Origin of the sequence: Flagellimonas spongiicola (assembly GCF_023502425.1) — a bacterium.
In the GTDB taxonomy this organism is placed as follows: Bacteria; Bacteroidota; Bacteroidia; order Flavobacteriales; family Flavobacteriaceae; genus Flagellimonas; species Flagellimonas spongiicola.
The window spans coordinates 1,125,118-1,144,895 of sequence record NZ_JAMFMA010000002.1 but is presented as its reverse complement, the minus strand read 5'-3'; the positions used below and the strand labels follow the sequence as shown (position 1 = coordinate 1,144,895).

General features: G+C 39.7%; 20 protein-coding genes and 1 tRNA gene. 10 read left to right on the top strand and 11 right to left on the bottom strand.

Annotated elements, in window-relative coordinates:
* Positions 1-195 precede the first annotated feature (195 nt).
* From M3P19_RS11460 to M3P19_RS11425, 8 genes are all read right to left on the bottom strand, one after another.
* Complete coding sequence (locus tag M3P19_RS11460) at positions 196-1,560, bottom strand: aldehyde dehydrogenase (protein WP_249657805.1); 1,365 nt, start codon at positions 1,558-1,560, stop codon at positions 196-198.
* A 105-nt stretch (positions 1,561-1,665) separates the two neighbouring features.
* The gene (locus tag M3P19_RS11455) at positions 1,666-2,286 is read right to left on the bottom strand and encodes a pyridoxamine 5'-phosphate oxidase family protein (RefSeq protein WP_249657804.1); all 621 of its coding nucleotides are present in this window, start codon (positions 2,284-2,286) and stop codon (positions 1,666-1,668) included.
* Between the two features lies 1 nt (position 2,287).
* Positions 2,288-2,704, bottom strand: coding sequence for a nucleoside deaminase (locus tag M3P19_RS11450; protein WP_249657803.1), 417 nt, complete (start codon positions 2,702-2,704; stop codon positions 2,288-2,290).
* Positions 2,705-2,779: 75 nt separating this feature from the next.
* The gene (locus tag M3P19_RS11445) at positions 2,780-3,220 is read right to left on the bottom strand and encodes a Fur family transcriptional regulator (RefSeq protein WP_249657802.1); all 441 of its coding nucleotides are present in this window, start codon (positions 3,218-3,220) and stop codon (positions 2,780-2,782) included.
* Positions 3,221-3,223: 3 nt separating this feature from the next.
* Positions 3,224-3,658 carry a hypothetical protein gene (locus M3P19_RS11440; RefSeq protein ID WP_249657801.1) on the bottom strand — a complete coding sequence of 145 codons (435 nt, stop codon included), beginning with the start codon at positions 3,656-3,658 and terminating at the stop codon, positions 3,224-3,226.
* Positions 3,655-4,095: a hypothetical protein gene (locus M3P19_RS11435; RefSeq protein WP_249657800.1), complete on the bottom strand. Its 441-nt coding sequence runs from the start codon at positions 4,093-4,095 to the stop codon at positions 3,655-3,657. The genes M3P19_RS11440 and M3P19_RS11435 overlap by 4 nt, the downstream gene beginning before the upstream one ends.
* Positions 4,088-5,380 carry an ABC transporter permease gene (locus M3P19_RS11430; protein ID WP_249657799.1) on the bottom strand — a complete coding sequence of 431 codons (1,293 nt, stop codon included), beginning with the start codon at positions 5,378-5,380 and terminating at the stop codon, positions 4,088-4,090. Before M3P19_RS11430 ends, M3P19_RS11435 begins: the two co-directional genes overlap by 8 nt.
* Positions 5,377-6,003, bottom strand: a complete 627-nt coding sequence (locus tag M3P19_RS11425; RefSeq protein WP_249657798.1) for an ABC transporter ATP-binding protein — start codon at positions 6,001-6,003, stop codon at positions 5,377-5,379. The genes M3P19_RS11430 and M3P19_RS11425 overlap by 4 nt, the downstream gene beginning before the upstream one ends.
* A gap of 114 nt (positions 6,004-6,117) precedes the next feature.
* Here M3P19_RS11425 and M3P19_RS11420 point away from each other — a divergent pair, with 114 nt between their 5' ends.
* Positions 6,118-6,522, top strand: a complete 405-nt coding sequence (locus tag M3P19_RS11420; protein WP_249657797.1) for a MerC domain-containing protein — start codon at positions 6,118-6,120, stop codon at positions 6,520-6,522.
* A gap of 29 nt (positions 6,523-6,551) precedes the next feature.
* Here M3P19_RS11420 and M3P19_RS11415 read toward each other — a convergent pair.
* Positions 6,552-6,633, bottom strand: a tRNA-Leu gene (locus M3P19_RS11415).
* A gap of 164 nt (positions 6,634-6,797) precedes the next feature.
* Between M3P19_RS11415 and M3P19_RS11410 the strand changes: the two genes are divergently transcribed.
* The 3 genes from M3P19_RS11410 (at position 6,798) to pth (ending at position 9,173) form a co-directional block, all read left to right on the top strand.
* On the top strand, positions 6,798-7,739 hold the full coding sequence (locus M3P19_RS11410) for a ribose-phosphate pyrophosphokinase (RefSeq protein WP_249657796.1): 942 nt from the start codon (positions 6,798-6,800) through the stop codon (positions 7,737-7,739).
* A 78-nt stretch (positions 7,740-7,817) separates the two neighbouring features.
* Complete coding sequence (locus tag M3P19_RS11405) at positions 7,818-8,459, top strand: 50S ribosomal protein L25/general stress protein Ctc (RefSeq protein ID WP_249657795.1); 642 nt, start codon at positions 7,818-7,820, stop codon at positions 8,457-8,459.
* 81 nt (positions 8,460-8,540) lie between these two features.
* Positions 8,541-9,173, top strand: coding sequence for an aminoacyl-tRNA hydrolase (gene pth / locus M3P19_RS11400; RefSeq protein ID WP_249657794.1), 633 nt, complete (start codon positions 8,541-8,543; stop codon positions 9,171-9,173).
* On the opposite strand, the gene M3P19_RS11395 is transcribed toward pth, so the two are convergent.
* Positions 9,174-9,857 carry a hypothetical protein gene (locus M3P19_RS11395; protein WP_249657793.1) on the bottom strand — a complete coding sequence of 228 codons (684 nt, stop codon included), beginning with the start codon at positions 9,855-9,857 and terminating at the stop codon, positions 9,174-9,176. It lies immediately after the preceding gene.
* The gene (locus M3P19_RS11390; protein WP_249657792.1) at positions 9,854-13,615 is read right to left on the bottom strand and encodes a reprolysin-like metallopeptidase; all 3,762 of its coding nucleotides are present in this window, start codon (positions 13,613-13,615) and stop codon (positions 9,854-9,856) included. Before M3P19_RS11390 ends, M3P19_RS11395 begins: the two co-directional genes overlap by 4 nt.
* A 56-nt stretch (positions 13,616-13,671) precedes the next feature.
* On the opposite strand from M3P19_RS11390, the gene M3P19_RS11385 reads away from it, so the two are divergent.
* The 6 genes from M3P19_RS11385 to M3P19_RS11360 all read left to right on the top strand — a co-directional run bounded on the left by M3P19_RS11385 (position 13,672) and on the right by M3P19_RS11360 (position 19,770).
* Positions 13,672-14,601 (top strand): bifunctional riboflavin kinase/FAD synthetase, encoded by a 930-nt coding sequence (locus tag M3P19_RS11385; protein WP_249657791.1) that lies wholly within the window; start codon positions 13,672-13,674, stop codon positions 14,599-14,601.
* 1 nt (position 14,602) lies between these two features.
* Positions 14,603-15,919 carry an HTTM domain-containing protein gene (locus tag M3P19_RS11380; protein WP_249657790.1) on the top strand — a complete coding sequence of 439 codons (1,317 nt, stop codon included), beginning with the start codon at positions 14,603-14,605 and terminating at the stop codon, positions 15,917-15,919.
* 49 nt (positions 15,920-15,968) lie between these two features.
* On the top strand, positions 15,969-17,240 hold the full coding sequence (serS, locus tag M3P19_RS11375) for a serine--tRNA ligase (RefSeq protein ID WP_249657789.1): 1,272 nt from the start codon (positions 15,969-15,971) through the stop codon (positions 17,238-17,240).
* 77 nt (positions 17,241-17,317) lie between these two features.
* Positions 17,318-19,105, top strand: coding sequence for a tetratricopeptide repeat protein (locus M3P19_RS11370; RefSeq protein WP_249657788.1), 1,788 nt, complete (start codon positions 17,318-17,320; stop codon positions 19,103-19,105).
* 35 nt (positions 19,106-19,140) lie between these two features.
* Complete coding sequence (locus tag M3P19_RS11365; protein WP_249657787.1) at positions 19,141-19,458, top strand: DUF4286 family protein; 318 nt, start codon at positions 19,141-19,143, stop codon at positions 19,456-19,458.
* Between the two features lie 3 nt (positions 19,459-19,461).
* Positions 19,462-19,770, top strand: coding sequence for a gamma-glutamylcyclotransferase family protein (locus M3P19_RS11360; RefSeq protein ID WP_249657786.1), 309 nt, complete (start codon positions 19,462-19,464; stop codon positions 19,768-19,770).
* Positions 19,771-19,778: the final 8 nt, after the last annotated feature.

Here is a 19,778-nt window from a genome sequence, read left to right as displayed (position 1 = left end):
AAACAGGAGGATAGAATCTTCTGATTGACAGTATATTAAAGGGCTTGTCGATGAAATGCAAAATCAAGGAAGTAGGTTAAATCCTATTTAAGAATTAAATACGTATTATTCTTATTTAATATGTAAGTGGAAATTGTGAATTGTAGGACAAGAATACTTGTGTACTATCCTATAATCCTCAGGTCTAGAATGACATCAAAAAAGATGTTTAAACCGTTTTAGTATAAAATCAGGTACTTTATAAGGAGGATAGCGCAATGGAACATCTAACCAGTTCGCCTTTTTAATAATTCCTTTTTTATTGGAAAAGGTGTCAAAAGATGATTTCCCATGATAGCCACCTACCCCACTGGCACCAACACCTCCAAAAGGTAGTTTTTTATTGGTAATTTGAATTACTGTATCATTAATGGCTCCTCCCCCAAAGCTGTATTTAGTTAAAATCTTCTTTTGAAACGATTTTTTTCTCGAAAAAACATATGTCGCCAAAGGTTTTTCATAATGCGAAACATACCTTTCGATTTCTTCTTCAGTTTCATAGCCTATGATGGGTAAAATGGGCCCAAATATTTCATCTTGCATCAATGGACTTTCCAAAGTGGGTTCATCGATTATAGTAGGCGAAATATAGTTTTCCTGATCAATGGTGATTCCACCATAAATCACATTTTGGTCTTCTAAAAGTGATTTTAATCGTTGGTAATTTTTTTGGTTGATTATACGAGCCAAATGTTCTGAAGGTACGGCAACATCACCAAAACTTGCTTCGATGTGCTTTTTCAATGCTTCGATAAATCGACTCTTAACCTTATGATGCACAAGGATATAATCAGAAGCTATACAGGTTTGTCCTGCATTTAAAAACTTACCCCATGCAATTCGTTTGGCGCTTAAACCAATATTGGCAGTAGCATCAACTATACATGGGTTTTTACCTCCCAATTCCAGGGTTACCGGAGTCAGGTTCTTAGCGGCATGTTCATAAACTATTTTACCGACTTTGGTGCTTCCGGTAAAGAATATATAATCCCATTTTTGGTTCAACAACTGTTGAGAAACCTCAAGGCCCCCTTCAACAATCGACACATGTCCTTCTTCGAAAACCTTATTGATTATCTCTGAAGAAATTTTGGATGTGTTGGGTGTTAACTCCGATGGTTTTACCACCACAGTATTGCCTGCCGCAACAGCACCAGCCAAAGGGGCAAATACCAATTGAAATGGATAATTCCAAGGAGCAATAAGCAAGACATTGCCATAGGGTTCAGGGAACAAGAAATCCGCAGTAGGCCAATTGGCCAGAATTGAAGAAACTCTTTCCGGTCTTGACCAATATCCAATATTTTTCAATTGGGTCTTAATTTCGGCTAAAACAAACTGGGTCTCAGCAGCTAAAGTTTCAAATCTAGGTTTTTTGAAATCGGCATATAACGCATCACAAATTTCATCTTCCCGCGCCACAATTTCCTTTTGAAGACGCCGTAGGGCAGCCTTTCTAAAGGCGATATCCTTGGTTTTTTGAGTTGCGAAAAAATTGTGATGAACATTCAAAACATCCATGAAATACGATTTAGGAATCCAGATTTGATATCGGAATCATTGCATCGAACTTTAAGCCTATCAATCAATCCCGCGGAATAAATATAGGACAATCCAAATGAATCCCTAACTCGTTTCGGATTCCTTAAGTTTTTGTTTTAGTTCGATAATTTCTTTTTCCATCGCTTTAATTTGTAACTCCCTATTGCCATTCATTTTCTCAATATCGGCAGCAGTATATCTTGGAGTGATATGTTGGGGGCAATTCCAATCAAATGCCTTTATATGAAAGCGAATGATTCGTTCTGCCTTATAATCGTACTCAAGTTTCAATTGTTCCGCTAAATCCGCGCTATCTTCCAAGCTGACAATTTCTGCCTCTGCATAGATTTTCAATCGTGCTCGATTCACATAATCCATAAGGATCAAGGAAACCTTTTTATGTGTTTTTATATTTCCCGTGCTTATGTACTGCTTGTTTCCGGTAAAATCCAAAAAGGCCAAGGTTTTTACATCTATCATTTTTAAAAATCCCTTTGGTCCGCCCCGATGCTGTATATACGGGAACCCATTCTCACCAAAGGAAGCCATATAAAAACTGTCCCGATCTTGGATAAAGCTCATTTCCCTGTACGACAATCCATCAGGTAATTCCATGCGCTCCATGCGCTCGTAACCTCTTCTGCTCCCTTGCTCCTTTTGCAATTCCTTGATAGTGTCCGTAAATGCCAATCTTGAATAATTCATATTATTTCCCTTTCATTTGAATACATTGTACTGGTAGACCCCAATCTTCAGGCACATTTTTGGTGAGCAGAACATCATAATTGCCATGTGCGCCACCAAATTGACCTGAAACCTCTTTATAAACGACCTTTTCTATTTTATGGTAGCGAATGGCGTAGCTGCACATGATGCAAGGCTCTTTTGTGGAATAAAGTATTGCCCCAGACATATCTTTTCCTATCACCTTTCGTGCTTTTTTCAATACCTCCATTTCGGCATGGGCCGTGATGTCCTTTTTGGTAGCTACGGCCTCCTCGGCTTCTGCTACAATTTGGTTGTTAAAGACAAGCAGGCTACCTACGGCACTATTCCCATTTTCCTTTGCCGTTGATGCCAACTCCTCACAACGAAGCAGGTATTGTTCGTGGTCTTTTTCCATAGCCTATTAGCCTAAAAAATACCAAGAACCTTACAACTAGATGCTGTTGGTATATCTAAAATGAATATAGCCTATTTATCTGGAGCTTTCGCAGTGTGCGCAGTTCCCTCGAATAATGGTTTGCACATTTCTGGGCGTAAATCCTTGTGGCACTTCGTACTTCAGTTCGGATTTTCCTTTCATGCAGTAGACAGTTTCGCATGAATCACATACGAAATGGGCATGGCTCTGTCCTGAGTTGGGTGATGCGCCTTTTGCGTATTTTGTAACACCGGAATGATCATTAATACTGTGAATCAACCCAACCTCTTCAAAGGTGGCCAGATTTCGGTAAAGGGTAGATTTATCTACGTCTTTAACCATTGCTTGCTTTAAATCAGTATAGGACTGTGCATGCATAGCACTATTAAAGTGCTTGATGAGCTCAATACGCAATTGGGTCTGTTTCAGTCCTTTCTCCTTTAAAAGAACCTTTCCTAATGCTTCTGTATTTTTTCCTTGATTTTGTACCAACATAACTCAAAGGCTCAAAGCTTCGGCTTTTTCGATTAAATAATAACAATGATTGGGGTTATCCCTGTTTAAACGGAGTACCCCAACAACAGAAATGAGATCGTCCATGCGATACGTTGGTTTTTTACCAAATTGCAACTCGACTATAGTTTCAGGACCACCATTCCCACAAAAAAAACAGGAAGCCATGGGGTTCTTGGAGAGCATATATACAGATTGCGTTCCTTCCAAAACCAAAAAATACCCTATCATGGATACTTGTTTACCTTCCAAATCTTCCAATTCCTTGGTAAACACTGCTTCCTTGAATAAGGAAATTCCGTTTTTTGCTTCCCACGAAATTCCATTTTGTAGTGCTAACCAATCCAAGTCAACTTGAGCAAAACTCTGAAAGATGGAAAAGTAAGCAACCAATAAAACTGGTATTACCTTCTTGTTCAATTTATCAACTGGCCAGACGCCTCTTTTAAAATATAATTACATCGATCCACATTATCCGGATTTAGTTCCAAAACACCAGTGGCCATAATTACTTGATCGGTTCTAAATGGAGGTTTGTCCTTAAAATCCACCTCGATGATAGTTTCAGGTCCTGCAGCACCGCAAAAAAAACATGAGGCCATAGGTTTGGCAGAGACCAAATAGATTTCTCCATTCCCGGATATATCAAGGAAAAAGCCCTTGATCTGAACCTCCTTCCCTTCAAAGGAACTGATCCAAGATCCAAATGTAGGCATCAAAAAATTTACATCGTAAGTCGGATTATAAACCGGTTCGAACTTTACATCGGCAAAATCCTTCCATTTCAATTCTACTTGAGCGGACACAGCATGTCCAATCAAAAACAAAAGAATTATGGAAAATTTAAAACTACGCATTAGAAAGGGTTTTGGAAATATTCAACTTAAAAATTGAAGTAGATGCCAACAACGTGGCTAATATTGTTATCAAAATTGTAAGGGCAAACAAAATCATTTCATTAGTATCAGGGCCATTCATCTCCAAACCGTATCCGTAGTTGGTCTGTGTGATGAATGAAGCCGCCCAAATGCCTGCCCGACCTAATATCCAGCCAAGTAGAAATCCAAGTAACGTCAAAAACAGTCCTTCCAAAAACACCAATCCCAGCAATTGAAAAGTACTTAGACCATAAGTACGCAACAACGCCAATTCCTGTCTTCGTTCCCTGATGGTTTTCAACAAACTAATAAATATACTCAAGCCAGATACCAGTAATATAGCCAATGCAATACCATTAATGGTTTTAACGCCTGATCCTAAAAGGTTCATTAATCTTTGAATTTCGAAACCTGGTAATGCTGCTTGCATACTGGTGTTTTCATTGATAAATCTTGGAAGTTGCACCATAGCCAATGGATTTCTGAAAGTGACCAACATCGCGGTAATTTCCCGATCTTCATGATCTTCCTCTTCATGATGGTGAGCTTCATTCACATGCTCATGATCATGGTCGTGTTCACCTTTATGATCATGTACGTCTTTTGAATGATGCTCCTCGTCCACGCCAACCTGTTCTTCGTGATCATGGTCATGGGACTCCCAAACGCTTTCCAAGTTAGTGATAATTAATCCGTCAATCACTGAACCATTTGATTTTAAGATACCTGTAACAGTATAGGGATGATCCTCGTGTGTTTCTATACTATTGGACGCTAATCCATGAGAGCCAAAAAATTGTGAGCCCAGCTGTAAATCCAAGTTCTTTGCCACGGTACTACCAACAACTACTTCAAATGATTTGGCGAAAAGTTCTCCTTCCGATAGGCTTACATTGTATTTATCCAAATAGCCCATAGTTGTTCCTAAAATTCGATATCCCATGTGGTTATCTCCGTAGGAAACTGGTATAGCTTCTGATACCAACGGACTTTTTTCCAAGAATTCCGATTCTTCCATGGGTATATTACCTGTTGGATCATCTACGTGCAATACGGAAGACAACACCAATTGCAATGGGCTTCCTTTAGCACCCACAACCATATCAAATGGGGCAATATTTTTATCGAGTTGTCTATTTAGTTGTTTACTGAATTGAAGTACAAACGTTACCAAAGAGACACTAAGCACCAATAACAACAAACTCAATAGTAAGTTTAGAGGTTTGGACACCATATTCCGAAATGCTAGATACGCTAAGCTCATAGTGACAACTGATTTTGGAAATGAGATTTAACTCTATGATCGTGGGTGATGATAATCAAACTACTACCGCTAAGGTCAGCTTCATCCTTCAGTAATTGGATGACCTTGTCACAATTTTCATCATCAAGATTGGATGTAGGCTCGTCTGCAAATATGACATCTGGTTTGTGAATCAATCCCAATGCAATAGAAAGTCGTTGTTGTTGTCCTTGACTGAGTTGTGTCACTTTTTTGTTGAGATATTCGGCCAACCCCAGCCTATTTGCCAGTTCCTGAATCCTGGTTGATCCAATATTTTTTTTTGTAAATCCAAGTCGCAATTTTAGATTTTCCATTACCGTAAGTGAAGTAATGAAATGATAGCGCTGAAAAATCAATCCCATAGAGGCGCCGCGAAATCGATCTAACGCTTTCCTTCCCAATCCGTTCAACTCAGTACCTGCTATGGAAATGGAACCGTGGGTTGTAGGAAGCAATCCAGATAATAAATGCAACAAAGTGGTTTTACCAATACCTGAAGGGCCCAAAATCAATAGATGTTCCCCCAGTTTCAAGGAAATGTCAGGAAATTCAAACTCCGTAGCATTGGAATAGGAATAACGTAAGTCAGAAGTAGTTATCAATGTCTTGTTTTTGACAAAATTAAAAATTATTGCAAATGCAACTAAGTTGCATTATAAAAAAATAGCCTATTTTTGTCCCTCAATATACCTGACACAAATTTAGCAGGAATTACGATGATACAAATCAAAAGCATAAATCCAAGTTCCAATTCTGACATTATTGGTGCAGCAGCAAGTTCATTGTGTTTAATACACTGCTTGGCAACACCATTATTATTTGTGGCACATGCCAATGTATCCTATTTGGCAGCTGGTAAACCACAGTGGTGGGGCATATTAGATTATGTCTTTCTTTTTATCTCCCTTATTGCGATTATATGGTCTAGTAAAAACACATCCAAAAAATGGATAGGGCGTGCACTCTGGGTGAGTTGGTTGGTATTGACCGTAATTATTATTAACGAAAAGTTAGCCCTTTTCACATTAATAGAAGAAGCTGTTTATATTCCAACTGTGGCTTTGGTATTCTTCCATCTTTACAATCGAAAGTATTGCAATTGCAACAATCCTAGACAATAAAAAAGCCGAGCAAAACTCGGCTTTTATAGTACCTTGGGTGGGAATCGAACCCACACTCCCGAAAGAACTGGATTTTGAATCCAGCGCGTCTACCAATTCCGCCACCAAGGCTTAAATGGTACTCCCTTTTTGAAATGGGACTGCAAAGCTAAAAAATAATTTCATTTACCACCAAAAATACCTTGAAATATCCTTTAGCAACCCGATTTAATTTTTAAATTTGCACCTCTTTTGTGAAAAAGAAGTTTTAAAAAGCTAGTCGACAACAGATTACAATGCCGTACCAAGTTCCTGAACCGAAAATTTTCGCCTGTACCCAGAGTACCATTCTTGGAGAAAAAATTGCCGCATCTTATGGGGCAAAACTTGGCAAAGTACTTTTCTCCAGATATAGCGATGGAGAGTTCCAACCTTCTTTTGAAGAATCAATTCGAGGAGCGCGAATCTTTATCATTGGATCCACCAATCCAAGTTCAGAAAACTTAATGGAAATGTTGTTGATGCTGGATGCGGCCAAAAGAGCATCGGCGCGTCACATCACTGCTGTAATGCCTTATTTTGGATGGGCACGTCAGGACAGAAAAGATAAACCGCGTGTTCCCATTGCCGCAAAGTTGGTAGCCAAAATGCTCGAGACCGCGGGTGCAACCAGGATCATTACAATGGATTTGCACGCTGACCAAATCCAAGGGTTCTTTGAAAAACCTGTTGACCACTTGTTTGCCTCCACCTTGTTCTTGCCGTATTTGGAAGGACTTAAACTGGATAATCTTTGTATTGCATCGCCAGATATGGGTGGTTCCAAAAGGGCCTATGCCTATTCCAAGGCATTAGAGAGTGATGTTGTTATTTGTTACAAGCAAAGGGCCAAAGCCAATGTTATTTCCCATATGGAATTGATTGGTGAGGTAGCAGGGAAAAATGTTGTATTGGTAGATGACATGGTAGATACTGCCGGAACATTAACCAAAGCGGCAGATTTAATGATTGAACGCGGCGCATTAAGCGTTAGAGCTATTACCACTCATGGGTTGCTTAGTGGTAATGCCTATGAAAGAATAAAAGATTCTAAATTGACGGAATTGATCATAACAGATTCTATTCCTGTCGAACACGATAAAGAGAAAATAAAAGTATTGAGTTGTGCCGATTTGTTTGCAGATGTAATGCATCGCGTACATCATAACACATCCATATCGTCTAAGTTTTTAATGTAGCCTTCGACTACGTAAAGTCAAAAAGACTTTATACATCGGAATAAAAAGAAATAAATTTTACAATTATAATTACTAGAAATGAAGTCAATTACTATCAAAGGATCCCAAAGAGAAAGCGTGGGCAAGGTTTCTACCAAAGCCTTACGTAATGCTGGAAAGGTCCCTTGCGTGTTGTACGGAGGGGAAACACCATTGCACTTTTCAGCTGATGAACTAGCGTTCAAAAAATTAGTGTACACTCCAAATGCGCACACTGCTGTGATTGAATTGGAGGATGGTCAAAAATTTGAAGCAGTATTGCAGGACATCCAATTTCATCCTGTAAATGATAAAATTCTTCACATCGATTTTTACCAGTTGTTCAAGGACAAACCAGTTACCATGAATATCCCTGTTCGTTTGGACGGAAATTCTCCTGGTGTTAGAAATGGTGGTCGCTTGCTTTTCAGAAAGCGTAAACTATCCATCAAGGCATTACCAGATTTACTGCCTGATTTCATCACCGTGGACATTTCCAAACTTCGTATTGGTGGAACCATAGCTGTAGAAACCTTATTGAACAACGATTTCACCATCTTGCATCCAGATAGCACAGCTGTTGTACAGGTTAAAGCTTCTAGAACATCTGTTGATGATGAGGAGGAAGAAGAAGAGGAAGAAGGAACAGAAGCAGCAGCAGAAGGTGCTGCAGAAGCTCCAGCTGCGGAAGCTACAGAGTAGTCTTCCACTTAAAAATTATTTTGAAAGCATCCCAACCAATAAGGGATGCTTTCTTATTTTTATGCAAACCCAACACGCAATATGCTGCAGTTTTTGAAATCCATTCTGTTTGGAATTCCAAAATCTTTGCTAGATGAACACGATTCCATGAAAAAATATCTTCTTGTAGGTCTTGGCAATATTGGTTCGGATTACGATGAAACCAGACATAATATTGGTTTTAAAGTCTTGGATTTCATCGCGGAACAAGAAAGCATCGCATTTGAAAATTCAAAGCTAGGTGCCACTGCAGTTTTTAAACACAAAGGACGAAGTATTCTCTGTCTTAAGCCATCTACCTACATGAATTTAAGCGGCAAAGCCGTGAAATATTGGATGGACAAAGAAAATATTCCATTAGAAAATGTTCTCATAATTACTGATGACATTAATCTTCCTTTTGGTACAATCCGTTTGAAGACAAAGGGAAGTGATGGTGGTCATAATGGTCTTAAGCATATTCAAAACACCCTACAGACCACACAATATCCAAGGTTTAGATTTGGTGTTGGGGCTGATTTTGGCAAGGGGCGTCAAGTAGAATATGTATTAGGCAAATGGAATGAAGAAGAATACAAAACGCTACCTGAACGCTTGGAAAAAGCCTCTGAGCTTGTTCGTTCTTTTGTCTTTGCCGGTGTTAAAAACACCATGAATCAGTTTAACGGGACTTGATTACAATACCCTGAAGTCAAAAACCCCCGAGTCCGAAGTGTTCCCTTCTGCATCCGTGGTAATTATCCGCCAATAGTAAACCGTGCTTGAATTTACCGCAACTGCAAACTCCGTAGTTGCCCTATCCGTAGTGCCAACGGATACTGGAGGATTTTGATCCGAAAAGAAGATTTCAAAGCTTTCAATATCATTCTCAACATCTGAACCAGACCAATCCAATTCTACTTCATTGGAAAGGTTTTTTTGTACCGTAGATCCAGATACGGGATGTATTATTTGTGCTGGGAAAGGTGCATAATTAATATGAGAACCTGCATTATAAAACAACCATGTTTCACTAGTTGCCGTTTGGTCGGAATTTGCATTTTGTGAGTTTACAGACCAAGAAAAAGGTGTTCCCTTTTCAATGGACAAACTTGCAGAAGTAGCAGCCGTGGATATGGTCTGCGGAATATTGGTTTCCAAGTTCACTACATTCAAAGTATAGCTATCCGTATTGGCAGAAGCTTGCCATTCAAAAGTAACTTGGCTTAAGTTTTCATTTATACTAACCCCAGTGTTGCATTCGGAATTTTCCAAAGGAAATACCAAGTTTGCACCTTCTGGTACAGGTGGAGCATCATCATTTTTGCCACATGCCTGTAGCAACAATCCCACCATCATACACGTCAAAAGCCGTTTCATTGCTTAATCATTTTAATTACCTCCTGCTTGTCATCAGTATTCACTTGCATATAATAGGTTCCTCTTGGCAAACTACTTACATCCACTTCCAGATCATTCCCATTCAATTGTGCGTTCTGTGTTAGCACCAATTGCCCTATTGAAGAAAAAACCCGTACCTGGGCATTGCCGCTATAGCCATTTAGATAAACGTTGGCATTTTGGCTTACGGCATTGGGATATAAAATGGGCCTAGTTGCGATTAAATAGGATTCTTCAAACGTACCTTGACATTCCAATCCTGTGGTGACTATTAATGAATTTCTTCCTTCTTTGAGCTCCAAAACTATTGCCTCATCAGTAGTTTGCGTTACTAATCCATTAAGTTCAATGGAATAAATTGTACCGCCTTGTAGTGTTAATTCTGCATTGCTACCAACTAGGTTTGTGAATACAGATAGCAACTGAGGTTCTGAAAGCACTATATCAAAACAAGTTTCAGCATAGTTGATCATACCATCTGTACCAGTTATGCATACCGAGTAATTTCCTGCTTGTAAGTTTTGGAATGCATGGGTATTGGTAAAGTCTACCGTTGCAGTAGTTGCACCACTAAGCACAGCAGTATATGTTATGGATTCATCCAGTGCAGAAATGGTTATGGAACCATCATTGGAACTTCTACAACTTTCGCTTTGTATTTCCACAGTAAAATTATCGCTGGGAAAACGGTTAATTGGACATCCCGTGGTATCCACCTCCACACCTTTAGGTGTGCCTAGACATAGGTCATCCCCGTCATCAAAGACTCCGTCTTCATCAGCATCCGGACGAAATACCCCTTCCGCACAAACTTCAAGCGAAAAATCCACTAATGCCCCGCCATCTCCGGTTGCCGTGTCCTGAATCTCTAAGGTCCATTCCCCCAAAGCGGATTCACCATTGAACGCACTTAACAAACCAAGTGGTTGAACAGCACCTGAAATAGCAGGATCATTTGAACACGCTATTGGAATTCCTGCATCGTCAAATACTGCGTTTATATTATTTGCTTCGCCACAAGTATTGGAAATCAAGGTTACTCTTGTACCCGCAGGAGAGGTCAAACTAACGATTAAATCCGCTGTGTAGGAATGATTGATTTCAAGCGTTACATTGATATCATTTACGGGCAAATCTTCCAAAATTTGGACACTTCTGGTAATTGTTGATGTACCAACTGCTGAAATATCCAAAGGCAAGCCCGCAGGAGTAACTTCCTTGCAATCCACTTGAATGGTTGTAAAACTAAAAGGTGTTCCAAAAGTTCCAGCACCACAGCTATTGGTAGGTCGTACCCGCCAGAAGTATTCTGTTTGTGGCGCTAATGATGTTGTTTGATAAAAGTTAAAAGGGACTGTCGCGGATTCCACGATAGTGGCAAAACCAGCATCCGTTGCCACTTCTACATCGTATTGATCATATTGAACATTAACCTCCCATAAAAGTTGGGTGTTTACTGAAACGCTTCCTTCAGAGTCCAGCGGAGTTTGTAAAACCACATCACTAAAGGTATTATCCTTAACAATAACATTTAACGGGACCATAACTGTTTCAGAAGCAGAAGTGGATGTTACGGTAATTTCGTATGCACCAGGCGCAACGCTATTTGTATTTGAAATGGTCAATTGCACTGCTGTGGCATCAGTACTTGCTTGAGTTGGGGCAAAGACGCCATTTAGCCCCACAGGCAAATCCACTGAGAAAGTAGAATTTTCATTAAATCCTCCAAAGGTGTTGTAAGTAAATGGGATTACTAGATTATCAGGTTGACATACCTCAAATTCCAAATCTTGAAAATCCAAAACCACTGAAGTTTCCTGAATCGTGAAATCGGATGAATTAACCGCAAAGAAAATGTTGTCACTGGCTTTGACCATGATTCTTGCCTGGGTTGAAGCCATCCCGGGCAATTGCACCTCAGCCTCACCATCATTCAATACATCTTCCGCTAACTTCAAAGGAAATGTGTTACCACCATCAACAGACAAGAAAATATCCACTGTTTTTGCGTCGATAGGTAAAATGTTAGTGCCAGCAACATCCCAAGTTATTTGCTGAATAGAACCTGCATCGTAGATTGCACTTGTGGCTTGGGAAGTAACTGTAAACGGTCCGGCACTCACAACTTGAACATCCAAAACATCTGATACCACCTGACCTCCACCATCCGCATTGTCACGCACAACAAAGGCAAATTCAAAATTTCTTGAAACATTGGATACCGTCTCCCAATCCCCATTGGTTTCAGGTTCGATTTCAGTTAACTCTCCTTGAACAACTCTAGACAGATTAGGAAAATATCGCATAGGGGAAGTAGATGGTGGCAATGACCTAAAATTTGCTCCGCTCGGATTTTCCGGCCCAAAGGTGGCAGTTGTTACCACCCCATCATCTATCTGCTCCCAAGTATAGGTCAGAACATCACCTGCATCTGGATCCGTTGCTATGCCCTCCAAGACAAATGCTGTTCCTTTTGGAATAACAAAGTCCCCAACAGGTGTCAAAACCGGCGGATTATTGGTCAATCCCGTTTCTTCAGCACAGGAGACGGTTTGAAGGTATGTGGAAACTTGTTGAATACTGTAAAAGTGAAAGTAATCACTCCCGGTTGGCGTTACATTATTTCCAGGCACAATCCCTGCATAACCCATAATGGTGGTTCCACTTGCAGGTTCTGCTTGTACCCCCGTACCTTCACTTTCAAAAGACCAAGTGTGATTAGCACCAAATTGATGTCCTAATTCGTGGGACACAAAATCAAGGTCAAAAACATCTCCTTCCGGAATAAATGCTGCTGAAAAGGCACTTCCCTTGGAATTATCGACACATACCGAACCGATAAATCCGGCGTTGCCATTGTCCTGACCTTCATCCACTTTATGAAACAGATGGCCCACATCATAATTTTCCTCACCAATAGTGGAAGTCAATACAGTTTGAACTTCTGAATTCAAATTTCCATTATAAGGATCGGTATTTGCGTTTGTGAATATGATCTGATCATTGTTGGGTATCAATTCCAAAGTCACCCCAAAATCAGTTTCAAATACCTCATTAATTCTTGTAAGTGTTGTATTGATGGCAGCAAGTGCATCGGCAACCGTACCTCCATGATAATCGGTGTACTCCCCAGAAGTGGACACAGCAATTCGAAATTTCCGAAGCATTTGATCGTCAACTAATGGTGTTATTGTTTTGGCAACTGTCTTTTGAATATCGGCGGTTTTGCATACAAAACCATTTTTACTTTCGTGACCTGAGCTTTTTTCGAATATGGTATAGGTATTTTCAACACCCTTGACTTTTTCAATAAAGCTTGTTTGTTGATTTTCCAGATTCACCAACATTCCGTCAATACCCTTAGAGGATCGACTCAATTTTAATTTGTATTTCCCATTCTGACTAATCCCAGTATACGATTTTATGGCTGGATATTTTGCAGCTAAGGTTTTATGGAGTACAGGAGTTTCATGAACTTCAAAAGTCATAAACTCTCCTGTTTCAAGAGGTAAAACAATATGCTGATTAGTGGTTAGTCTCGAAGGTGTGGTTAAGGCGTCAAACAAACGAGCCTGCTCTAAGGTATACACCCCTTTGGCCTTCTCCATATTTTCCAAGGATGCACTTCTATAGTCCTTTTTTACCGGTGCGGACTTCCAATACGCTTCTTGACCAGATAAGGAAAAGCAAGCAAAAAATATGGATATTGAGAAAACAAGACGTAATTTAGCTTTCATACAAAATGGGGCGACGGTCTATTCCAAAAATAAGCCTTTTTTTATTTCTTGTTTAAGTGGAAACAATCCAAGGCATTTCTCAGTTTTCAAATACTTCTCTTCAGACAGCAGTGACCATTGGGACTTTTGATGGCGTTCACATAGGTCATAGCCGTATACTGGAACGCCTCATAAATAGTGCCAAAAGTGCTGGATTAAAATCAACTGTGCTAACCTTTTTCCCTCATCCTAGAATGGTCCTTCAAAAAGATACCGAAATCAAATTGTTGAATACGCTGGAAGAGAAAACCGCTATCATGGAAAAATTGGGATTGGATTACCTGATCGTACATCCTTTTACCAGGGAATTCTCAAGATTGTCGGCAACGGAATTCGTAAGGGATATTTTGGTCAATGGTTTAAAGACCAAACGAATCATAATCGGTTATGATCATAGGTTTGGGCGCAATAGAAATGCCAACATCCAAGATTTGGTTTCATTTGGGAATACTTTGGATTTTGAAGTTGAAGAAATTCCTGCACAAGAAATAGATGATGTTTCGGTAAGCTCAACCAAAATTAGACATGCCCTTTTAGAAGGAGATATCACCACTGCCAACAACTACCTAAATTACAAGTACATGTTAACTGGTACAATTGTAAAAGGAAAAGGTCTTGGCAAACAATTCGGGTTTCCAACGGCCAATTTACAAATTGCCGAAACCTATAAACTCATACCAAAGAATGGCGTTTATGTGGTGCAAAGTAATTTGGATGGACACGACTATTATGGAATGATGAACATTGGTTACAACCCTACTGTTTCAGGAAAAGATAAATCCATAGAAGTCAATTTCTTTGAATTTGAAGGAAATCTTTACGACAAAAAAATTCAAGTAAATTTATTGCATCGCATACGGGATGAACACAAGTTTGATTCGGTGCAGGAGCTTCAAAACCAACTGAAGAAGGATAAAGAAACATCATTGACTTTAATAGCTAAATAAAGTGAACTCATTTCTTTTCAAGAAGATAGACAACGCCCAATTAGTGGTCTTTCGGGTTTTCTATGGCCTTTTGGTAAGTGCAGAATGTTACGGTGCAATAGCTACTGGATGGGTTAGACGTACTTTGGTCGAACCCAAATTCACCTTCAACTTCATTGGTTTTGATTGGCTACAACCCTTGCCCGGAAATGGAATGTACATCTATTTTGCCATTATGGGAACCTTGGGTGTGCTTATTACCCTTGGGTATAAATACCGATTTAGCGCATTGACATTTGCAATCATGTGGACTGGGGTTTACCTCATGCAAAAAACATCGTACAACAATCACTATTATTTATTGATGTTGTTAGGGTACATTATGGCGTTTTTACCTGCTAACCGCGATTATTCATTGGATGCCAAACATAATCCAAGTTTTCGTTCTACGACAATGCACAATTGGGTACGATGGATGATAATTCTTCAATTGTTCATTGTCTACACCTATGCTTCAATTGCCAAACTATACAACGACTGGTTGGATTTGAGCATCATAGAACTCTTGATGAAGTCAAAAGCTGATTACTATGTAATCGGAGACTTACTACAACAGAAATGGGTACATCAAATCGTTGCAGTGTTTGGTATTGTTTATGATCTACTCGTAGTACCGGCACTTCTATGGAAACCTACACGAAAATTGTTCCTCTATCTATCATTCTTTTTCCATCTGTTCAACAGTATCGTGTTCCAAATTGGGATTTTCCCCTATCTAGCACTTGCATTCATCGTTTTCTTCTTTCCGCCCAAAAGTATTAGGAGTACCTTCCTTAAGCGGAAAAGTGAACACGTGGATAATACCCCCGAAATTCCAAAACACAAGCATCTAATTCTATCAGTTTTAAGTATCTATTTCCTTGTACAACTTTTACTACCACTTAGGCATCACACATTCCAAGACGATGTACTTTGGACCGAGGAAGGTCATCGTCTAAGTTGGCGTATGATGTTGCGCAGCAGGGCCGGCACCCTTCGAATGCAAGTAATTGATAAGGAATCGGGTAAAATGGAATACATCAATCTAAAAGACCATCTCACCAACAAGCAAAGCCGTAAGGTTGCTTGCTATCCAGATTTTACTTGGCAATTTGCGCAGTACATCAAAAAAGAATATGCTAAAAATGGACAGGATGTTCAGATTTTTGTAAAAAACAAGGTTAAAGTAAATAGTGCTAAATATATCGATTTCATTGACCCTAAAGTGGATTTGGCTAGCGTTCCATGGAAGCACTTTGCACATAATGATTGGATTTTGCCTTCACAACAGGAAGAATAGTTATGCATCTTGCATAGATTGATTTAAATTTGCGGCTCAAAACAAGGGCATGCTTCAATTACATACCATTAGGGAACATAAGGATACCATTATCCAAGCATTGAAAAAAAGAAATTTTGATGCTGAACCTATTCTTTCCGCTGTGCTGGACTTAGATGAGAAAAGACGCGCCATTCAAACAGAACTGGATGCCACTTTAGCAGAGTCCAATAAACTTTCAAAGGAAATTGGTATACTTTTCAAATCTGGAAAAGCCCAAGAAGCCAATGCACTGAAAGAACAAACCGCCGGCTTAAAGGAGTCCTCAAAAAATTTGGGAGAAGAACTCAATGCCACCGCAACAGCACTCCAAGAACAACTGTATCAAATTCCCAACATTCCCAACGAATCAGTACCTGCTGGCAACTCCGATGAAGACAATGAAGAGATTTACAGGGAAGGTGATATACCAAAGTTGGTGGAAAATGCACTCCCACACTGGGAACTTGCCAAGAAATTCGATATCATCGATTTTGAGTCTGGGGTAAAAATTACAGGTGCCGGATTTCCAGTTTACAAAGGTAAAGGGGCGCGTTTGCAAAGAGCACTGATTTCTTATTTTCTAGATAAAAACACCGCGGCAGGATATACAGAAATCCAAGTTCCGCATATGGTCAATGAAGCTTCTGGTTATGGTACAGGGCAACTCCCAGACAAGGAAGGTCAAATGTACCATGTACAAGCGGATGATCTGTATTTGATTCCGACCGCTGAGGTTCCTATCACAAACCTGCATAGGGAAGATTTACTGACATCCAAGGATTTCCCAATTAAGTATACCGGTTATACCCCTTGCTTTAGAAGGGAAGCTGGCAGCTATGGCGCACATGTTCGTGGTCTTAACCGTCTACATCAGTTTGACAAAGTAGAAGTTGTACGAATAGAGCATCCGGATGATTCCTACAAGGCATTGGACGAAATGGTAGAGCACGTGAAGGGTATATTAAACGAATTGCAATTACCTTATAGAATATTAAGGCTTTGCGGTGGGGATTTAGGATTCACTTCGGCATTGACCTTCGATTTTGAAGTTTTCTCTACAGCTCAGGACAGATGGTTGGAAATCAGTTCTGTTTCTAATTTTGAGACGTTCCAAGCCAATCGACTGAAATTGAGATTCAAGGATGAAAATGGGAAACGCCAGTTGGCCCATACACTTAATGGAAGTTCCTTGGCGCTACCGCGCGTTCTTGCTGGAATACTTGAAAACTATCAAACAGAAGACGGTATAAACATTCCGGAAGTCCTTGTCCCATATTGCGGTTTTGACCGTATCGACTAGAACAAGTACCACTATATTTAGATTCAGTTAACAGAATTAGGGATAATTCTACGTTATATTTGAAGTAAAACATACGATTGCGGTATCTTATATTCCTTTGTTTTAGCGTTTTTTCATTGCTGACAGTAGTTGGCCAAGAAGACTTTTTGGCCAAGCAGTACTTTAACGATGGAGAATATGAGAAAGCTTTGGTTTTCTATGAAAAACTAGTGCAAAAAAATCCAAGACGTACTGACTATTCCGAGGGTATGGTAGCCTGTCTACAACAATTGGAACGGTATGAAGATGCAGAAACTTTTCTCCTTAGAAAAGTTGAAGACGTCTATGCTTTTCCAACATTTTTGATAGAGCTAGGGTACAACTACACGCTGCAAAATCAAGCTGAGAAAGCAACCCAGTACTATGAGCGGGCTATCCAGAAAATTGAAGAAAATCCGAACTTTGGCTATAGTATTGGCTATCGTTTCCAGAAATATGCCCTGTTAGATCAGGCCATTAGTGCTTACACCACCGCTATGGCATTAAAGCCGGAATTGAACTATGATTTTCAGTTAGCAAGGATTTATGGGGAACAAGGACATATTGAAAAAATGTATCAATCCTACCTTAATCTGATTCGTGACGGACGAACCTCCCGTTCCAATATCTTAAGGAATATTGATGATTTTATTTCGGAAGACCCAACAAATTCGAACAATCAACTCCTTAGAAAAGTATTACTTCAAAATGCACAGAAATCCCCAGATGTACTTTGGAATGAACTCCTGAGCTGGTTGTTCATTCAACAAAAACAATATAACAGTGCGTTTGGACAGGAAAAAGCCATCTACAATAGAACGGAGCAAAGCTCATTGGACCGTCTGGAAAACCTAGGGCAAATAGCCATGGAGGACAAGGATTTTGAAAATGCCACAAAAATCTATGACTATATCGTAGACCATAGCACCAATCCCAATTCAAAGCTGAATGCCGAATTGCATCGTATTGATATTGCCCTGGAAAGCTCCAATAAAAAGACGTTGGAAAATGTGGAAAAGAAGTTTAAGGCATTGGTTGATGAATATGGAAACAATGGCACTAGCCTTCAATTACAAATAGCCTACGCCAATTTCTTGACGTTTAAATTGGAAAATCCAGAACCCGCAATCAGCATGCTAAAAGAGAGCTTGAAGCTCCCAGTAAGCAATCGTGCCAAGGCATACCTTAAATTGGCGCTAGGGGATATTCTGGTTTACCATCAAAGATTCAACGAGGCACTGATCTATTTCACCCAAGTTCAAAAACGATTAAAGAATGATGTCCTTGCGCAAGATGCACGTTACAAAGTTGCACAGACAAGTTTCTACAAAGGCGATTTTGATTGGGCGCTCACTCAATTAAAGGTTTTACGTGGGTCTACATCGCAACTAATTGCCAATGATGCCATGCAATTAAGCCTACTGATATCTGACAATACCCTAGAAGACTCCACGCAGACCGCATTGAAAAAATATGCACGGGCAGATTTACTTGCCTATCAGAACAAACCATTGCAAGCCATTACAATCCTGGATGATATTCTAGAAAACCACAAAGGGGAAAAAATTGAGGATGAAGCACTTTTGAGGCAGGGCAAATTATTAGAGGAACAAAATAGATACACAGATGCTGAATTCAATTATCGGAAAATTGTGGAATTCTATGCCTTCGATATATTAGCTGATGATGCAAACTTCGCTTTAGGAGAACTCTACCGCACCCATTTGAACGCGCCGGAAAAGGCAATGTCCCATTATGAAAAGATTATCTACAATTATCAGGATAGCTATTATTTTCCCAAGGCAAGAAAAGAATTTCGACGTCTTCGGGGCGATGCAATCAATTGAATCTCCCTACTTTTGACCTATTCTAATTTAGTTCTATGCTAATTTACAATGTTACCATCAATATAGATGAAAGTGTTCATGAAGAATGGTTGTCTTGGATGAAGGACAAACACATTCCGGACATGCTTGCTACAGGCAAATTTTCACATGCTAAAATGACCAAGGTCCTGATTGAAGAAGAAATGGGTGGTATCACCTATTCCGTTCAGTATACCACCAAAGACAGAAAAACCCTGGATTCATATTACAAGGATAACGCAGAGCAAATGCGGAGTGAAGGTCAAAAACGCTTTGCCAATAAATTTGTGGCCTTTAGAACAGAATTGGAAGTAGTGAGCCAACAAATTCCATAACGTTTGGGTTATTTATTCACATATGGCACACTGCAAGATCCACAAGTACAGCAGTACATTTTTGGTCGTACCCTGAAAGGTGAATCAGATTTTATCTCTGGTTTTAAAAAATTGGAGAATGCCGTCTACAACAGGTACCCGTTGGTGATGCGCACTAACGATAAAAATGACAGTGTCCCAGGTATGGTTTATGAAGTAAATGACATCGATTTGGCCAAAGCGGATATTTATGAGACCACAGCCTATAAAAGGGAAGTATTCCAATTAAGCAGCGGTCTGATGGCATGGCTCTATGTGGAAAATTCGATTTAACTTGTAAA

Bases quoted from the DNA above. Each gene is read 5' to 3' on its own strand.
- M3P19_RS11460 (WP_249657805.1), bottom strand. From the start codon at position 1,560: ATGGATGTTTTGAATGTTCATCACAATTTTTTCGCAACTCAAAAAACC.
- M3P19_RS11455 (WP_249657804.1), bottom strand. From the start codon at position 2,286: ATGAATTATTCAAGATTGGCATTTACGGACACTATCAAGGAATTGCAA.
- M3P19_RS11450 (WP_249657803.1), bottom strand. From the start codon at position 2,704: ATGGAAAAAGACCACGAACAATACCTGCTTCGTTGTGAGGAGTTGGCA.
- M3P19_RS11445 (WP_249657802.1), bottom strand. From the start codon at position 3,220: ATGTTGGTACAAAATCAAGGAAAAAATACAGAAGCATTAGGAAAGGTT.
- M3P19_RS11435 (WP_249657800.1), bottom strand. From the start codon at position 4,095: ATGCGTAGTTTTAAATTTTCCATAATTCTTTTGTTTTTGATTGGACAT.
- M3P19_RS11430 (WP_249657799.1), bottom strand. From the start codon at position 5,380: ATGAGCTTAGCGTATCTAGCATTTCGGAATATGGTGTCCAAACCTCTA.
- M3P19_RS11420 (WP_249657797.1), top strand. From the start codon at position 6,118: ATGATACAAATCAAAAGCATAAATCCAAGTTCCAATTCTGACATTATT.
- M3P19_RS11410 (WP_249657796.1), top strand. From the start codon at position 6,798: ATGCCGTACCAAGTTCCTGAACCGAAAATTTTCGCCTGTACCCAGAGT.
- M3P19_RS11405 (WP_249657795.1), top strand. From the start codon at position 7,818: ATGAAGTCAATTACTATCAAAGGATCCCAAAGAGAAAGCGTGGGCAAG.
- pth (WP_249657794.1), top strand. From the start codon at position 8,541: ATGCTGCAGTTTTTGAAATCCATTCTGTTTGGAATTCCAAAATCTTTG.
- M3P19_RS11395 (WP_249657793.1), bottom strand. From the start codon at position 9,857: ATGAAACGGCTTTTGACGTGTATGATGGTGGGATTGTTGCTACAGGCA.
- M3P19_RS11390 (WP_249657792.1), bottom strand. From the start codon at position 13,615: ATGAAAGCTAAATTACGTCTTGTTTTCTCAATATCCATATTTTTTGCT.
- serS (WP_249657789.1), top strand. From the start codon at position 15,969: ATGCTTCAATTACATACCATTAGGGAACATAAGGATACCATTATCCAA.
- M3P19_RS11365 (WP_249657787.1), top strand. From the start codon at position 19,141: ATGCTAATTTACAATGTTACCATCAATATAGATGAAAGTGTTCATGAA.